Here is a 15,881-nt window from a genome sequence, read left to right as displayed (position 1 = left end):
TCGGTTCTTGTACCGGGACATCGCTGAATACGGCCCATTACAGAACGTTGACAGGTCGAATTCCAATTGAATCGTGCTATCGATTGCGTCGCGTTTTGCGTGTCGTCCGGACGGTTTCGCGATTGAACGCGCAACGACCGCGCTGCCCAGCTAGCGCGGTGGTGACAGGCGTCTGAAACGCTTCCATAGTTTCTTCAGAGTCCGATGATCCGCAGCGACGCGAGAAGCGAGAAAGCCTCGCACAAAGGCCGCGCCTGACACCGACTCGGGGGAAGTTCGCGATAGCGCCGTCAGAAGCTGATGCGCGACAACCGCGTCGTTGCGCCAGCCCAGATCATCCTGAAGCGCGCTCAGCGCGTCGACATAGTGGCAGACGGCCCGCCTCGGGAACAGCGACGCGAAAAACTCGGTGGCATAGCGAACTTTCTTTGCTGCGATGCGGGCGCGATGACGAAGATGATCGTCGAGATCCGCGAGGCCCTTGCCGCGCTTGATCAGTTTCCTGTGCCGGCGACGCAGAACATCCTCGGCGAACTGCTTCGCTGGGCTGCCGATCTCTTCGCGCTGTTCGTCGGACATGCCGTCTCGCCAACCCTTCCGGTTCAACCAGAGCGCGAGCTGGAGCGCAAGCCGCGTGTAGCGAACCGACTCGACCGCGGCAGCGGCGCGCTCGCGGTTGTCGACGGCAATCTTTTCGCACGCCTGCCTGACAGGCAGGATCTCGTCCGCATTGCCATTGATGCCGGCATGATCAAGCGTCGATCCCGCCAGCACTTCCCAATCGCGCGCGGCACCCAGTTCCGAGGCAATCCAGCGCAATTCCTCGTCTAGGCCGGCAGATGCGGGAATGACCTTCGCAAACAGGTCAAAGGCCGAACGCAAACGACGAAGCCCCACGCGCATCTGATGAACGCTCGACGGATCGTGGCCGGACACGACTCCGCATTCGTTCGCTTGAACCTGATCCAGACAGTTGCGCGCGATAGCGGAGAATGCGTCCTCGACAGAAGCACGTTTGTCCAGTTGCACCGGTTGCGCCTTGACCGCCTTGCCGTGCCCGGTTCCAAGCAGTGCGTATCCGAGATCAGCCTTGCTGAGATGATCGATGCGCAGCGGCACGGCTTCGAGCAACTCGAGCGCGACGTTGTACAGGCTTTCCGGCTCTCCCTGCTTCAGTTCCAGTTCTACCGCAGCGATGGGCACCGAACCCGACTTCGCGTCGACGGTCCCCTCGTCGAGCGCGATCTCGAGTTCGTCACCGGACGGTATGCGCAGAGGAAAGACCGATCGGTTGATTCGCGTGACAAACACTGGTTCCAGCTGCGCGGCAATGCTTTCGTCGCGAATCAGCTTGCCGCACTCGGTGTCAGCAGGAACCTGATCGTGCAGTCGCTTGAGATCGGGGACGTCGCTCTCGACCGGCACCTCGAACTCGTCCCTGTCGAAAAGTCCCACGTGCACCGCCCTCTCCACCTTCAACGTCTGCACTCTGTCGTTGCCGACGGTACGCACCCGCAGCGAAGCCTTGATCCCATGAAACGCGAGCGCGGGCGTGTCGAAATACGTGCTCGTCAGCAGTTGAGGAGCCTCGGGCGCGCTGTTCGCTTTTGCGAGCAGAGGCGCGTGACGCAACGCGTCAAGACCTTCTTTCGCGACCCTTAGCTTTAGCTCCCGCTCCATAAGGATCCCCGTGTACGCTCGGAACTATCACACTACATCAGATCCGCGCGGCTGCCGACGTTATGCCTTTGCCCGTGACGCAAGGCGCGTAATCATCCGCTCAGCCATTGCGCGGTCGATGACCGTGAAAGAGCGGCTCGCGCGCTCATAGGCATACATGTCGCCAGTCGCAATGTCGAACCACCAGCCGCTCAGTACCAGTGCCCCGGCAGCGACCTGCTGGCGGACGATCGGGTATGTCATCAAATGCTCAATCTGCACAAGCACGTTGAGTTGCGACAATTGATCGTGCGGCTTCAGACTTTCGTCGAGCGGACCTTCGTGTTCGAGGCGAAACGCTGCGTTGTTGGCGTGGTACAGCCATTTATCGAGGTTCGGCGCTTTCAGCTTGGCGTTGCGCGTATACACGGACTTCATTGCACCGCACTCGGAATGCCCGCACACAACAATATTCGCGACTTTTAACACCAGCACTGCGTACTCGATCGCGCTCGCCTCGGAAAGATCACCAGTAGAGACGCCGTCCGCAGTCGCCGGTGGTATCAGGTTGCCGACGTTGCGCATCGTGAACAGATCGCCCGGATGGGTCGAGGCAAGCAGGTCCGGCACAACCCGGCTGTCCGAACACGTGATGAAAAGAGCATCAGGTGTCTGCGCGAGCGCCAGTTCGCTGAACCTCTGCGCGTATTGGGGCAGCATTTTCTCGCGGAATTCGACGATGCCCATGATGAGTTTGCGCATGGTATGTCTCCGAAAGGTCAGGGGACCGCTCCACGATCGACGTATCATCTGAATAGTATGCGGCCGGCAGCCGAACTCGTATGTCTCCTTTCACACTGTTCAGAAGTCTCCACGCCGGTATCAGCCGGAGTACGAGCGGAGTACGAAATGGACGATCCCTATGACCTTCAGCGCTTTGTCGATGCCCAGGATCCGGTGTATGCCCAGGTATGCGACGAATTGAGGCATGGACGTAAGCGAAGCCACTGGATGTGGTTCGTGTTTCCTCAAATACAGGGGCTCGGAACCAGCGCAATGGCGCAGCGATTCGCGCTTGCGTCGCTAGCCGAAGCGCAAGCCTATCTGCACCACCCGATACTCGGTCCACGGCTGCGCGAAACGACGCAACTGGTCAACCTCGTCAGCGACCGCTCCATCGAGGAAATTTTCGGGTATCCGGATGACCTCAAGTTTCGCTCGTCCGTCAGCCTGTTTGCACGCGCCACGAACGACAACGAAGTATTCGTCGAAGCTTTGCGCAAGTATTTCGGCGGAGAAGCCGATCCGCGAACACTTCAGCTGCTGTAGGCCGTTTTTGCGTCGTCACTGCCCTCTCACATCGGCCACACGGGACCTGTAGAGCAACAGGTGATCGGTACCCGACTCGGACAGCCACACCTCGCCCGGACGGCCCATCATCTCACGCACGTTCGCGTGGTCACGCGGCAGCGGCAACACGTCGAACCGCTCGGCACGCGGGTCAAAGCGCACTAGCGCGTTAGCGCTCCATTCACTGAGCCAGACGATATCCTGGTCGTCGACAAAAATCGCATACGCGTGCGGATCGTCGCCGGGCAGTCGCCATTCGCGCCATTGATGCGTGGCGGGATCGAATACGCCGACCTTGCCGGCGTTCCACTCGCTGACCCAGACGCGCCCCCTGGAATCGGACCAGACGCGGCGCGCGCCCTGCTTCGACGTTGGCGGGTCGATGACCTGCGCCGCACCCGTCGCGGGGTCGATGTGACCGAGATAATTCCCCGCCAGTGACGCGAAATACAGCTCCCCTGAGCGGGTCACGCAGATACCGTAGGCCCCTGGGCCGCGTGGTGCATCAAAGACGCGCATTCGGGCTCGCTCGGGATCGAGCTCGCCGTAGATGCCACTTTGCCCGGTAAACCACAGATGCCCCTGCTTGTCGAACACGGCGGTGTTCAGATTGGCATCCGGCCGGTCCTTGGGCAGCGGAAAACGCGTGACGGCGAGCGTCTTCGGATCGACGCGCACAATCGCGTTCAGGCCGCCGTCGGTGACCCACGCCGCGCTATCGGGACCGACGATAACACCATGCGGGGCCGATCCGGCGCCGAGCGCAATTTTGTCGATTTTGCCGCTGCGCGGGTCCAGTCGCCCGAGCGCTCCCTGCGCCTGCGCGGTGTACCACACGGTGCCGTCATGCGCCGGCGCGACGTCATGCGGCGCACTGCCGGTCGGAACGGCGAAGCTCTCGAACGACGGCGGCTGTGCTTGTGCCTGCGCGAGGCCGATGTTGCCGGTGGTCATCGCGTAACCCAGGGCGTATATAGCCAGGGCAATCAGAATCCCGACAGTCGATCGCCGCATGGTCGTAGGTATCAAGCAAGAAGACTAAAGTGCCGCGTTCCTGCGCTCGCGGGCCGGCTGCTTCGCCACTTAAGTCTAAACCTGTGCCGATGGGAGCGCCTCGGTTGAATACGAAAGGGTTCCGAACTATTGAACTTGAGCTTTCGGCCCGCCGGGCGTGGCCGAATAGCCGACACCCAGCCGTGCCGATTGACTGACTAATGCTGATGACGATGGTGAATATCCGGGAAATGCGCGTGCGAATGCGTGATGGGCAGATGGACGTGGGGATGGGTGTGGGGCTCGTCACCGTCATACGGAAAATCGTGTTCGTGCTGGTGATGTTCGTCATGCCGGTGCCGGTGCGAGTGCTCCATCAGTTCGTGCCTATGCTCATGCTCGTGCCGCTCGCGTACATGAAGCCAGATGCCAAGCGCCATCAACGCCGCGGCAATCCAGAAGATGACGGACGGCTGCTCCGGCCAGATAAGCAGCGAAATGCCGACCCCAAACAACGGCGCAACCGAGAAGTAGGCGCCGGTCCGTGCCGTCCCAAGCTGACGAAGCGCGACGACGAATAGAACAAGACTCACTCCGTAGCCGGCAAGCCCTGTGAGCATGGCAGCACCCAGTGTGATGGCTGGCGGCAGTGATGCTCCGGTCGCAAAAGCGATCACAAGATTCACGGGACCGGCGATCAGACCTTTCAGGCAGGCGATCACCATCGCGTCATTCGCGGACACCTTGCGCGTGAGATTGTTGTCGACCGCCCAGCACAGACATGCTCCGACGATCAGCAGCGCACCGGCAGGCACACCCGCTTCTCCGGGTGTCCAGGACAACATCACTCCTCCGGCGACGATCGCAACCATGCCGAGAAACACTTGCAGGTCGACGTTCTCCCGGAACACCACCCACGCAATGACGGCAGTCAGCACGCCTTCGAGATTCAGCAGCAGCGAACTCGTTGCGGCCGGGGTGCTCGATAGACCCAGCATCAGCAGCGCCGGTCCGGCGACACCGCCGGCGACGATCGCGCCGGCAAGCCACGGCAACTCATCTCTGCGAATCCGGTGCTGATTCGCGGCTTGCGCCGGCGGCCGTCGCATCCGGCGGGTGATGATGCCGACGCCGAGGCCAAGGCCGCTCCCGAGGTAGAACAGGCCCGCGACCATGAACGGTGACATCGAGCCGAGCAGGGCTTTGGCCAAGGGCGTCGCGGCGCCGAACAGCGCCGCGGCGGTGAGGGCAGTCAATACCGCGCTAAGTCTCGAATTCATGGTCAGGTGGATGTTCGATCAACGCGAGAGGAAGGCCGCAGCCGCCCTACCCGCCCCCTCACTCATCCGCCAGAAAATTCGGATGACTGGTCCTGATCTGATCGATCTGGTTCAGCGTCCCCGACAAATGCTTGCGCAGCGCCGCCTGCGCGGCCTCGACATCGCCCTTGCCGATTGCATCGACGATCTCGGTATGGTCTCGCACTACCGCCATCGTCTTGCCCTCCACCGGCAAATGGAGGCGCCGCAGCCGGTCGATATGACCGCTCAGCCGACGCACCAGATCCCATAGCTGCGGCACACCCGCCGCCTCGTACATCTGCCGATGAAACGCCTGATCGAGCAGCGAGAACTGCTCGTAGTTCTTCAGGTCGAGCAGTTCCGTTTGCCGCGCAATCGTAGCGCGCAACTGGGCGATCAGCGCCGCGTCGCGCTGCTCCGCGAGCGTACGCACCACTTCCAGTTCGATCGAGCGGCGCAGGAAATGCGCCTGCAACGCGGACGTCACGTTGATCTGACTAACGACCGTCGCGTGCTGCGGATAGATGTCGACAAGACCTTCCTCGCCGAGCTTCATCAGCGCGTCGCGCACGGGCGTCTGGCTCAAGCCGTACTGGTTCGCCAGTTCCGTGCGCGAGAGCACCGTGCCCGGCGTCAGTTCGAGGGAAAGGATCATTTCGCGCAGTCGTTCGAATACTTGCGGCGCGGCGTGGCGGGAGCGGTCGAGCCGCTTCACCACCGACGAGGTAGCGTGGTTTTTCATGGCAGAAGCTGAAGCATGGAAGCAGGCGGAACCGGCGTGGCCGCCCGCTGAGGCACTAGTACTATAGCCGACGCCTGCCCCTTCCAGCGGGCTCGCGAGCGCAATTCCACCAAAACGGGAGATGCGTATTTACCCCACTAACGCACTAATACATTAGTGCTTTACCATCGGCGACATCGTATTCCCCTTGTTCCCTTGCCGATTGCCATCATGACTCGCGACATCACCATCACACAGGTGCGCATCACCCCGATCGCCTTCCGCGACGGCCCGCTGCTCAACGCCGCCGGAATCCACGAACCTTGGGCGCTACGCGCCATCGTCGAGCTGGAGACGAGCGACGGCCGCGTCGGCATCTCCGAGACCTACGGCGACGAACCGATGCTGCGCGTGCTCGAACAGGCGAAGTCGCTGGTGCTCGGCCTGTCGCCGTTCGACCTCAATATCATGGAAGAGCGCGTGCGGGCCACCATCAAGGCGAGCCCAGGCGCGGTCGAATTCGAGCTCGCGCCCGGCTCGCATTCGGCGAAGAACGCGCCGAAAGTCATCAGCACGCTCGAAGTCGCGATGCTCGATCTGCAAGGGCAGATCGTCGGCGCGCCGATCGTGGATCTGCTCGGCGGCAAGGTGCGCGATGCGGTGCCCTACAGCGCCTACCTGTTCTTCAAATACGCCGAGCACGTCGACAAGCCCTACGCGCCCGACGCATGGGGCGAAGGCCTGAGCCCCGAGCAGATCGTCGCGCAAGCGCGCCGGATGATCGAACTGTACGGTTTCCAGAGCATCAAGCTGAAGGGCGGCGTGTTCGAACCGGCACACGAAATCGCTTGCATGCGCGCGCTGCATCAGGCGTTTCCGGGCGTGCCGCTGCGCCTCGATCCGAACGCCAACTGGACGCTCGAAACCAGCATCGCGGCCGCCCCGGAACTCGACGAGCTGCTCGAGTACTACGAAGATCCGTGTCCGGGTCTCGAAGGGATGGCCGAACTGGCGAAGCACACGCGCTTGCCGCTCGCCACCAACATGGTGATCACGACGATGCAGGACTTCCGGCGCGGCGCCGGGATCGGTTCGGTCAAGGTGCTGCTGTCGGACCATCACTACTGGGGCGGCCTGCGTGCGACGCAGACGCTCGCCCGCATGTGCAAGCTGTGGGATCTCGGCATGTCGATGCACTCGAACTCGCACCTCGGCATCAGCCTGATGGCGATGACGCACGTCGCGGCAAGCATCCCCAACCTGACCTACGCTTGCGACACGCACTACCCCTGGCAGGAAGAAGAAGTGATCAAGGGCGGCCGCGTGAAGTTCGACAACGGTTCGGTGCGTGTGCCCACCGCGCCGGGCCTCGGCGTCGAACTCGACCGCGAGCGCCTCGCCGAGCTGCACGCGCAGTATCTGTCGTGCGGCGTGCGCAATCGCGATGACCTGACGCAAATGCGCAAGTACGAGCCGGGCTTCACCGGCAAGAACCCGCGCTTTTAATTCGCGCTTATGATCCGCGCCTACGCGCCGCAGGGAACAACGGCTCGCAGCGTGTGACCCGCGACGCGCCACGCGCGTCGTCATCGAAGGAGACAACCCCATGAGCAGTCCGATTGCCGATGCGGCACGGCCCGAGCGCGCCGACGCGCTGGCGGGCGCGGTGCGCAAGATCAAGTGGCGCGTGCTGCCGCTGTTCGTCGTGATGTTCGTCGTCAACTACATCGACCGCGTGAACATCGGCTTCGTGCGCCAGCATCTGAGCGCCGATCTCGGCATCGGCGCGGCGGCTTATGGGCTGGGCGCGGGTCTCTTCTTCGTCAGCTATGCGATCTTCGAAGTGCCTTCGAACATCCTGCTGCAGCGCTTCGGTGCGAAGCTGTGGCTCGCGCGTATCATGCTCACCTGGGGTTTGGCCGCGGCCGGCATGGCGTTCGTGCGCGGCGAGACTTCGTTCTATGCGATGCGGCTCGTGCTCGGCGCGGCCGAAGCGGGTTTCTTTCCCGGCGTCATCTACTACTTCACGCAATGGCTGCCGAGCAACGAGCGCGGCAAGGCAATGGCGATCTTCCTGAGCGGCTCGGCGCTCGCGTCGGTGCTATCCGGGCCGATCTCCGGCGGGCTGATGCTGATCGAAGGCGCGGGGCTGCGCGGTTGGCAGTGGATGTTCGTGATCGAAGGCATGTTCTCGGTCGTGCTCGCCGGCTTCGTCCTGCTGTGGCTCGACTCGAAGCCGCGCGACGCCGCCTGGCTTACTCGCGCCGAGCAGGACGCGGTGCTCGATGCGGTGGACGAAGAGCAACGCCAGCGCGCCGCCGCGCACCCGCTCAAACCATCGCTGGGCACGCTGCTGCGCGATCCGCAAATCCTGATCTTTTGCCTGATCTACTTCGCGGTGTCGCTGACCATCTACGGCGCGACCTTCTGGCTGCCCAGCATCATCCGCAAGATGGGCCGTTTCAACGATTTCCAGGTCGGCCTGTTCAACTCGATTCCTTGGCTGATCTCGATCGCGGCGATGTATCTGTTCGCGACGCTCGCGGCGCGCTTCAAGTTTCAGCAAGCGTGGGTCGCGTGCGTGCTGCTGATCGCCGCGCTTGGCATGTATGCGGCCGGCCAGGGCGGCCCGCTGTTCTCGTTCGTCGCGATCTGCTTCGCGGCGATCGGCTTCAAGGCGGCCTCTTCGCTGTTCTGGCCGATTCCGCAGGGCTATCTCGACGCGCGGATTTCCGCGGCGGTGTTGGCGCTCATCAACTCGATCGGCAATCTCGGCGGCTTCGTCGCGCCGGCGACCTTCGGCTTCCTCGAACAGAAGACCGGCTCGATCGAGGGCGGCCTCACTGGACTCGCGGTGATGTCGGTGGTGGCAGCCGGCGTCGTGTTCTTCTCCCGCATGACCCCGCGCGAAGGATTGCCCGCCTCCGCGCATTGATCGTACCGAACCGAATCGACACCATTTCCAAAAACCTTCAGGAGACTCGATGAAAACACTAGACGCCACGGCGGCCGCCGCAAGTACGGCCGTCGGTCGATACCGATGGACGATCTGCGCGATGATCTTCGCCGCGACGACGATCAACTACATGGATCGTCAGATGCTCGGGCTGCTCGCGCCGCTGCTGCAAAAGGATATCGGCTGGAATCAGGTGCAGTACGCGCAGACCGTGATGGTGTTTACGGTCACCTATGCGGTGGGCCTCGCCATCTTCGGCCGGATCGCGGACCGCTTCAGCACGAAGAAGGTCTACGGCAGCGCGATGGCGATGTGGAGTCTCGCGGCGATGCTGCACGCGGTGGCATCGACCGTGCCGGGCTTCGCGGCTGTGCGCGGTCTGCTCGGTTTTGGCGAAGCGGCCAATTTTCCGGTTGCGATCCGCACGACCGCCACGTGGTTTCCGAAGAAGGAACGCGCGCTGGCGACGGGCTTCTGGAACATGGGCGCGACGATCGGCGGAATCGTCGCGCCGGCCTTCGTGCCGATCGCCGCGGTCATGTGGGGCTGGCGCGCGACGTTCATCGTGGGCGGCGCGACCGGCTTCATCTGGCTGGCCGTCTGGATGCTGGTTTATAGGCAACCTTCGCAGCATCCGTCGGTGACGAAGGAAGAGCTCGACTACATCAATGCGGATCGCGAAGAAATCGTCGAACAGAAAGTCAGCTGGTTGTCGGTGCTCAAATACCGTGAGACGTGGGCGTTTGTCTTCGGCAAGCTGCTGACCGATCCGGTGTGGTGGTTCTATCTGTTCTGGCTGCCCAAGTGGCTCAACGAGTCCCGCCATATCGACATCGGCAAGATGGGCCTGCCGCTGATCGCCATCTATACAATGGCATCGGTCGGCAGCGTGGCGGGCGGCTGGCTGTCGTCGCGCTTGATGGCGCGCACCAACAGGCCGAATTTCGCGCGCAAGCTCACAATGCTCATTTGTGCGTTGTGCGTGGTGCCGATCGCCACCTTGTCGTATTTCCAGAGCCTGTGGTACGCCGTGTTCGCGGTTGGTCTCGCTGCAGCAGCGCACCAGGGATGGTCGGCGAACCTCGTCACGACGGTCGGCGACGTGTTTCCGAAGCGGCTGGTCGGCACGGTGATCGGTATCGGCGGCGTGGCAGGGATGGTCGGGTCGTTCTTCTACTCCGGCGTGATCGGCGAGACCTTGCAGCGCACCGGGCAGTATTGGGCGCTCTTTACGGTCGGCGCATCGGCGTATCTGGTTGCGTTGGGCATCATTCATCTGCTGATGCCGCGCATGACGGCGGTGAAGCTGCGGGATTGAAATTGATCAACGCCGCGGGCTCTCGCGCACAATAGCGAAATCCTTGCACCCTGAGCCCGCGCTTCGCCCCGAACGCGGTCACCACGAGAGCCCTCATGACCATCGATCCCTCCGTCGTCGCCGCGTTCACGCCCACGGGTAAGCTGCGCGCGTCGATCAATCTCGGCAATCCGATCCTCGTCAATCGTCACGCCGACTCCGGCGAGCCGTGCGGCGTATCAGTCGATCTCGCGCGCGCGTTCGCCGCCGCACTCAACGTCGAACTGGAGCTGGTGGTCTTCGATACAGCCGGCAAATCGGTGCAGGCGGTCAGCGAGGAACGCGCGGATTTCGGCTTCTTCGCGATCGATCCGTTGCGCGGCGAGACGATCGCGTTCACGGCGCCGTATGTGTTGATCGAAGGCTTCTATCTGGTGCGCGACGACTCGCCGGTGCGATCCAATCAGGATGTGGATCAGGCGCACAACCGGGTCGTCGTCGGCAAAGGCAGTGCGTACGATCTGTTTCTGACGCGCGAGCTGAAAGCCGCGCAGATCGTGCGCGCACCGAGCTCGCCGAGTGTCGTGCCGACGTTCATCGAGCAGCATCTGGAAGTGGCGGCAGGCGTGAAACAGCAACTCGAAGCAGATGCCAGGCAAACCGCCGGGCTGCGGCTGCTCGACGAGCGCTTCATGGTGATCCGGCAGGCGATGGGCGTGCCGAAGAGCCGAGGCGAGGCCGCGGCTCACGCGTTGCACGCGTTCGTCGAACAGATGAAGGCTTCGGGTTTTGTTGCGCAATCGCTTGCGAAGCATGGGATTGTCGGGGCGTCGGTTGCGCCTGCGGCGTAGCCCTGTACAACCTCGTTCATGAGCCAGTGCGTGCCGACCGGCCTCACACGCCAAATGGAAAAGTCTGCGCCGTGCTGTCCTTTTCGTCGGCGGAAACGGGCAGCGCAGTGACCGCGCTCGTGCGATCGAACCACACGAACGCATCGAACTGCCCGGCCAACGACGCTTGCGCGTAGTGGCAATCCCGGTCGGTCTCCGGACGATAGATGACGCCGATGAAGCGCTCCAGCAGCGGCACGCGCAACCGTTCGCGCGCCGCGTCGTGCACGCCGGGCCGCAGATCGAGCAGGAAGCGCGCGAGGCCCGTGCCGTGCATGCTGAATTCGACGCTGCCCTCGAGCGACGGCAGCACACTTTTCACCTCCATCGGTCCACCCCACTCGCTCGCCGCGGCGACCGTGCCGCTGTGCGTGCCAAACCCGATCAGCGCCGCCGCGTCGCCGAAATGTGCGCGGCACAGCTCGCCCAGATTGAGCTCGTCCTGCTCGCGGCCCATCTGCGTGGCACTCGCGTCGCCGATATGCGAGTTGTGCGCCCACACGACCAGACGCGCTTGCGACCCGTGCCTGTCGAGCGCAAGACGGAGCGTGTCGAACATGTGCGTCTCGCGCAGATTCCAGCTTTGCGGGTCGCCGTAATACATCGCGCGATAGTAATGCCTGGCGATCGCGACGAGCCGCGAGTTCAGCGCCGCGTCGAGGGGGCATTCGCCGTCTTTCTGCGCATAGTCGAGCCGGCTTTTGAGCAGATCGACGAGCTGCGCGACCACGTGTTCCTCGCACTGCGCGTAGCCGCCGCTCAATGCGGCCCGTCCATACACGGCCAGATCTTTCTGCCACGGACTGAGGCACGCAAAGCGCGCGCGAGCGATGCGCGCCGCCGCCGGGTCGACGCTGTCGAGGTAGTGCAGCACGGCATCCAGCGATTCAGACAGGCTGTAGATGTCGAGCCCGTAAAAGCGTATCTCGCGCTCGCGGTGCGCTGCATTGTGCGAGCGCAGCCACGCGACGAATCCCATGAAGTCCGTGTTGCGCCACATCCAGGCCGGAAAGCGGCAAAACGGTCGGGGCCGCTCGACGGGCATCGGTCGAGCGCGCACATGCCGGTCGATGATCGCGGCGTCGGGCCAGTCGGCCTCGACCGCGATCATCGAAAAGCCGTGTCGCTCGACGAGGCGTCGCGTGATCGCCGCCCGCGCGCGATAAAACTCCGACGTGCCGTGAGTGGCCTCACCAAGCAGCACGACCCGCCGCTCGGCGAAGCGGTCGATAAACCCCGCGAATTCCGGGGAATCGATGTCGGGCAACGGCTCGGCCGCGTCGCGAATCGCAACTTCCAGCGTGGGCGTTGGCGCAGGCCGCGAATTCGCGCGCGACGCGCCCCTTGGCTCCGGCCAGCCATCGTCGCCGACGAGAGGCACGAAGCGCACGTCACACAACGTTTGTTCGTCGTAGTCGTGTTCGCCGCGCCGCACGATCTTGACGAGCCGCTGATGGTTCAGGCTGCTGCCGACCGGCATCACGAGGCGCCCGCCCGGCGCCAGTTGCGCGCGCAGAGCCTGCGGCACATGCGGTCCGCCCGCCGCCGCGATGATCGCGTTATACGGCGCATGCGCGGCAAGACCCACGGTGCCGTCGCCGACATGCACTTCGACGTTCTCGTAGCCAAGCCGCTGCAGGCGCTCGCGCGCGCTCTCGGCGAGGCTCGCGTCGCGTTCGATCGAATCCACCCGGCCCGCAATCTCCGCTGCAAGCGCGGCCGCGTAGCCGGAGCCAGTACCGATGTCGAGCACGCGATCGCCAGGCTGCAGTTCGGCGGCTGCGAGCATCTTCGCGACGATGAACGGCTGCGAGATCGACTGCTCGCCGCCGATCGGCAGCGGCGTATCGTCATACGCGAAATCACGCAGATCGGGCGGCACGAATGCTTCGCGCGGCACGCGCCGCATCGCCGCGATCACGTAGTCGTCGCGCACGCCGCGGCGCACGATCTGTCGCTCGACCATCCACGCGCGCGCATCGTCGAAATCGCTCATTGCAGCCTCCTCGCGAGCGCAGCAGCCCGCGCGACACCCAATGGGGCAGCGCCGCGCGGGACCGCTGTCTTCCACGCTTCAGCAACGAGCATACCGCCGGCCGGCATCCGCGGCGAGTCTTCGTCAGTTAGTCGCCATCGGGCAAACTGACTATCCCGAGCAACCATTGAGAGTACACTCGAATGGGGTTTACCTGCCCCGGGTTTACATCACGTCATTCGATGTGTCCTGGAGAGCATGGAACCCAAATATCAGTTTCCAGGAGGAGCCGACCATGAATGAATTACGGTATCCAAACGAAAGCAGGGAGTATCGCGATGCGCGTGACTTATTGCTTAAAGAAGAACAAGAACTTGTCGACAAAGTGAGATCAGTCGCGAAACAACGCCGTGATCTTCCTCAGGGCGGGCAGTTGAAAGAGGACTACGTCTTCCAATGGGCCAACGATGGGAAAGTGGGCAAGAGCGTGAAATTCTCCGAGCTATTTGGAGATAAAAACACCCTGCTCATTTATTCATTTATGTTCGGTCCGAACTGGGACAATCCCTGTCCATCGTGTACGTCGCTGGTCGATGGGTTCGATCGCACGTGGTATCAGGTCACTCAACATGCTGCGTTCGTAGCGATTGCCAAAGCCCCGGCTGATCGAATCAATACATGGGCCAAACAGCGTGGTTGGTCGCAGATTGCACTGGTTTCTGGATCGGGCTCCGCCTATCAGGCCGATTACAAATGCCAGGGAGACTCTGATGATATGCAATGGCCAGTGATGCACGTATTCAGGAGACTGGTTGGAAAGATTTTTCATTTCTGGGGAACTGAATTGTCAGGGAATCATGTTGACACGGTGTGGCCGTATTGGAATCTCATGGACTTTACGCCGGAGGGTCGACCCGACATTCCCACTCCGCCACAGAATTTCAGGTCAGAATTTCTTGAAAAAAACTATCTGAATAAGGAGTAGTCTGTTGCCTGAGCGTGCTGACTTGAATAGCGAGGCGATTTGCGGACCAACTTCGCCGTGAGCCGCCGTTCAAGAACGTTCGCCGTTCACCGGCGGCAGCTTTGTAGCGTCATGGCTCAGCGCGTACAACCGGCCACAAGCGGCCTATTCTCGCTCGCTGATCGATGTCTGCTTGCCTGACGATTGTGTTGAAAAAGTCGCCCGGCATGCGGATTGTTGGGTATCCTGGAAGCCATCGATCGACGGGAGTGATTCGTCATGATGGGTCAACTGGGCAGCGGACAGGACAAACTCTTCTACTCGTTCAACCTCGATAGTCACGTCCCTCGCGAGCACCTGTTGAGAGGCATCGATCACTTTCTTGATCTGCGTGATCTACGCCAGCATCTTGCGCCGTTCTACAGTCCCATGGGACGGCCATCGATTGATCCGGAGCTCATGATCCGCATGTTGATTGTGGGCTACTGTTTCGGCATCCGGTCCGAGCGCAGGCTATGCGAAGAAGTGCATCTGAATCTGGCGTATCGATGGTTCTGCCGCCTGGGCCTGGAGGACGCCGTACCCGAACACTCGACATTCTCCAAGAACCGCCACGGTCGCTTCCGCGATAGCGATGTGCTGCGCCATGTGTTCGAGTCGGTACTGGGTCGGTGCATGTCCGAAGGGCTCGTAAAGGGTGAAGGATTCGCGATTGACGCGAGCATCATCAGAGCCGACGCGAGTTCTGTACGCGGTGTTCCGGGTTCTGAACCCATCGACTGGGGTTGTGTCAAGGGCCAAAGCCGTGCCGTGCGGGAGTATCTGGAAGCGTTGGAAGAAGCGAATCCAGCAGGCACCGAAGCGGCGGAGATGACAGAGTCATCGACGCCTCCAAAGAGGATATCCCTGACGGATCCCGCTGCGAGCTGGACAGCCGCCAAGGGTGGCTTGCCGTTCTTCGCCTACTCGACCAATTATCTGATTGACCTGCAAGCAGGGATCATCGTTGACGTCGAGGCGACGCCCGCGAACCGTTCCCACGAAGTGGAATCAACCAGGACGATGATTGATCGCGTTGAGCAGCGGCGCGATCTCAAACCTCGACGTCTTGCAGGCGACACCGCGTATGGCTCAGCAGCGATGCTTGCCTGGATGATCGAAGAGAAGGAAATTGCACCACATGTTCCGGTCTGGGATAAAACGACGCGCAAGGACAATACATTGTCCAGCAGCGAGTTCCGATGGGATGAACTCGCTAATGAATATCGCTGTCCTACCGGGCACGCACTACGCAGTGATCGGCGCAAATTCAGGAATCCGCGCTCGCGCATCACGAAGGCAGACACGATCATCTATCGGGCAAGCCCGCTCGACTGCGGGAGCTGTTCGATGAAGGAGCGCTGCTGCCCGAATACACCATTCCGCAAGATTGCCCGCAGCATCCATGAAGCTGCACGCGACGAGGCCAGGCGTATTGCGAAGACGCCTGAATACAAGCGATCTTGCCGTGAGCGAAAGAAGGTGGAAATGCTCTTTGCGCATCTCAAACGCATCCTGAAACTGGACCGTTTGCGACTGCGAGGTCCAAGCGGTGCTCATGATGAGTTCCTGATGGCAGCGACTGCGCAAAACCTGCGAAGAATGGCCAAGCGGTTCATGCCTGGAAGCAAGCAGATGAACCAGACCGTTGCATGACGAGCAACGGGGGACCGTTGCCTCGTTCAAGGTCGCCGCTTCGCCGATCGCCACAACTCGAAAACGTGCTGCGAACTCCT

13 protein-coding genes are annotated in these 15,881 nt (G+C 62.1%); 7 read left to right on the top strand and 6 right to left on the bottom strand.

What is annotated here, in order from left to right; translation table 11 throughout:
- Positions 1-150: 150 nt before the first annotated feature.
- A complete protein-coding gene (locus L0U81_RS29790; protein ID WP_233809171.1) occupies positions 151-1,680 on the bottom strand; it encodes a CYTH and CHAD domain-containing protein in 1,530 nt (509 codons plus the stop codon).
- Positions 1,681-1,740: 60 nt separating this feature from the next.
- Positions 1,741-2,421, bottom strand: coding sequence for a carbonic anhydrase (locus tag L0U81_RS29785; RefSeq protein WP_233809154.1), 681 nt, complete (start codon positions 2,419-2,421; stop codon positions 1,741-1,743).
- A gap of 147 nt (positions 2,422-2,568) precedes the next feature.
- Here L0U81_RS29785 and L0U81_RS29780 point away from each other — a divergent pair, with 147 nt between their 5' ends.
- Positions 2,569-2,988, top strand: coding sequence for a DUF1810 domain-containing protein (locus tag L0U81_RS29780; RefSeq protein WP_233809152.1), 420 nt, complete (start codon positions 2,569-2,571; stop codon positions 2,986-2,988).
- A 15-nt stretch (positions 2,989-3,003) separates the two neighbouring features.
- On the opposite strand, the gene L0U81_RS29775 is transcribed toward L0U81_RS29780, so the two are convergent.
- From L0U81_RS29775 to L0U81_RS29765, 3 genes are all read right to left on the bottom strand, one after another.
- Positions 3,004-3,963, bottom strand: a complete 960-nt coding sequence (locus tag L0U81_RS29775) for a Vgb family protein (protein ID WP_233810047.1) — start codon at positions 3,961-3,963, stop codon at positions 3,004-3,006.
- 257 nt (positions 3,964-4,220) lie between these two features.
- Positions 4,221-5,282 (bottom strand): DMT family transporter, encoded by a 1,062-nt coding sequence (locus L0U81_RS29770; RefSeq protein WP_233809150.1) that lies wholly within the window; start codon positions 5,280-5,282, stop codon positions 4,221-4,223.
- 58 nt (positions 5,283-5,340) lie between these two features.
- Positions 5,341-6,045 (bottom strand): GntR family transcriptional regulator, encoded by a 705-nt coding sequence (locus L0U81_RS29765; RefSeq protein ID WP_233809148.1) that lies wholly within the window; start codon positions 6,043-6,045, stop codon positions 5,341-5,343.
- A 210-nt stretch (positions 6,046-6,255) separates the two neighbouring features.
- On the opposite strand from L0U81_RS29765, the gene L0U81_RS29760 reads away from it, so the two are divergent.
- The 4 genes from L0U81_RS29760 (at position 6,256) to L0U81_RS29745 (ending at position 11,128) form a co-directional block, all read left to right on the top strand.
- Positions 6,256-7,530 (top strand): glucarate dehydratase family protein, encoded by a 1,275-nt coding sequence (locus L0U81_RS29760; protein ID WP_233809146.1) that lies wholly within the window; start codon positions 6,256-6,258, stop codon positions 7,528-7,530.
- Between the two features lie 100 nt (positions 7,531-7,630).
- On the top strand, positions 7,631-8,959 hold the full coding sequence (locus tag L0U81_RS29755; protein WP_233809144.1) for an MFS transporter: 1,329 nt from the start codon (positions 7,631-7,633) through the stop codon (positions 8,957-8,959).
- Positions 8,960-9,008: 49 nt separating this feature from the next.
- A complete protein-coding gene (locus tag L0U81_RS29750) occupies positions 9,009-10,298 on the top strand; it encodes an MFS transporter (RefSeq protein ID WP_233809136.1) in 1,290 nt (429 codons plus the stop codon).
- A 95-nt stretch (positions 10,299-10,393) separates the two neighbouring features.
- Positions 10,394-11,128, top strand: coding sequence for an ABC transporter substrate-binding protein (locus L0U81_RS29745; protein WP_233809134.1), 735 nt, complete (start codon positions 10,394-10,396; stop codon positions 11,126-11,128).
- A 43-nt stretch (positions 11,129-11,171) separates the two neighbouring features.
- Here the strand turns inward: L0U81_RS29745 and L0U81_RS29740 are convergent, their stop codons facing one another.
- Positions 11,172-13,163: a protein-L-isoaspartate(D-aspartate) O-methyltransferase gene (locus L0U81_RS29740; protein ID WP_233809132.1), complete on the bottom strand. Its 1,992-nt coding sequence runs from the start codon at positions 13,161-13,163 to the stop codon at positions 11,172-11,174.
- 274 nt (positions 13,164-13,437) lie between these two features.
- Here L0U81_RS29740 and L0U81_RS29735 point away from each other — a divergent pair, with 274 nt between their 5' ends.
- Together L0U81_RS29735 and L0U81_RS29730 are read left to right on the top strand one after the other, a co-directional pair.
- Entirely contained in the window at positions 13,438-14,127 is a 690-nt protein-coding gene (locus L0U81_RS29735; protein WP_233809130.1) for a DUF899 family protein, read from the top strand.
- 258 nt (positions 14,128-14,385) lie between these two features.
- Positions 14,386-15,801 (top strand): IS1182 family transposase, encoded by a 1,416-nt coding sequence (locus L0U81_RS29730; RefSeq protein ID WP_233805282.1) that lies wholly within the window; start codon positions 14,386-14,388, stop codon positions 15,799-15,801.
- The last annotated feature ends 80 nt before the right edge of the window (positions 15,802-15,881 follow it).

It is taken from the genome of Paraburkholderia sp. HP33-1 (assembly GCF_021390595.1).
In the GTDB taxonomy this organism is placed as follows: domain Bacteria; phylum Pseudomonadota; class Gammaproteobacteria; order Burkholderiales; family Burkholderiaceae; genus Paraburkholderia.
The sequence above is the reverse complement of the archived record's forward strand: the minus strand, read 5'-3'. Positions and strand labels throughout refer to the sequence as shown.